1 protein-coding gene is annotated in these 961 nt (G+C 69.7%); it reads right to left on the bottom strand.

Annotation, left to right across the window (positions count from 1 at the left end):
- The coding region (gene ispG, locus IE271_RS41085) for a flavodoxin-dependent (E)-4-hydroxy-3-methylbut-2-enyl-diphosphate synthase (protein ID WP_229920001.1) at window positions 1-960 on the bottom strand (960 nt) is incomplete at its 3' end.
- Between the last annotated feature and the right edge of the window lies 1 nt (window position 961).

Here is a 961-nt window from a genome sequence, read left to right as displayed (position 1 = left end):
GCCCTTGACGAAGATCTGGCCCTTGCCGTTGCCGGAGGCCACGCCCAGGTCGGCCTCGCGGGCCTCGCCCGGACCGTTGACCACGCAGCCCATCACCGCCACCCGCAGCGGGACCTCCATGCCCTCCAGCCCCGCGGTGACCTCCTCGGCCAGCTTGTACACATCCACCTGCGCCCGCCCGCACGACGGACACGAGACGATCTCCAGCCCCCGCTCGCGCAGCCCCAGCGACTCCAGGATCTGGATACCGACCTTGACCTCCTCCGCCGGCGGCGCGCTCAGCGACACCCGGATGGTGTCCCCGATCCCCTCGCTCAGCAGCGCCCCGAACGCCACCGCCGACTTGATCGTGCCCTGGAACGCCGGACCCGCCTCGGTCACCCCCAGGTGCAGCGGATAGTCGCACCGCTCGGCCAGCTGCCGGTAGGCGTTGACCATCACCACCGGGTCGTTGTGCTTCACCGAGATCTTGATGTCCCGGAAGTCGTGCTCCTCGAACAGCGACGCCTCCCACAAAGCCGACTCCACCAGCGCCTCCGGGGTGGCCCTGCCGTACTTCTGCAGCAGCCGCCGGTCCAGCGAGCCCGCGTTCACCCCGATCCGGATCGGCGTGCCGTGGTCCTTGGCCGCCTTGGCGATCTCCTTGACCTTGTCGTCGAACTGCTTGATGTTGCCCGGGTTCACCCGCACCGCCGCACAGCCCGCCTCGATCGCGGCGAAGACGTACTTCGGCTGGAAGTGGATGTCCGCGATCACCGGGATCTGCGACTTGCGCGCGATCACCGACAGCGCGTCCGCGTCGTCCTGCGTGGGACACGCCACCCGCACGATCTGGCAGCCCGACGCCGTCAGCTCCGCGATCTGCTGCAGCGTCGCCCCGATGTCCGACGTCCGCGTCGTCGTCATCGACTGCACCGAGACAGGCGCGTCCCCGCCCACGGCCACGGTCCCGACCTGGATC

The sequence above is a fragment of the Streptomyces minutiscleroticus genome, assembly GCF_014650875.1.
Lineage (GTDB): Bacteria > Actinomycetota > Actinomycetes > Streptomycetales > Streptomycetaceae > Streptomyces > Streptomyces minutiscleroticus.
This window is presented reverse-complemented; position numbering and strand designations above follow the sequence as displayed.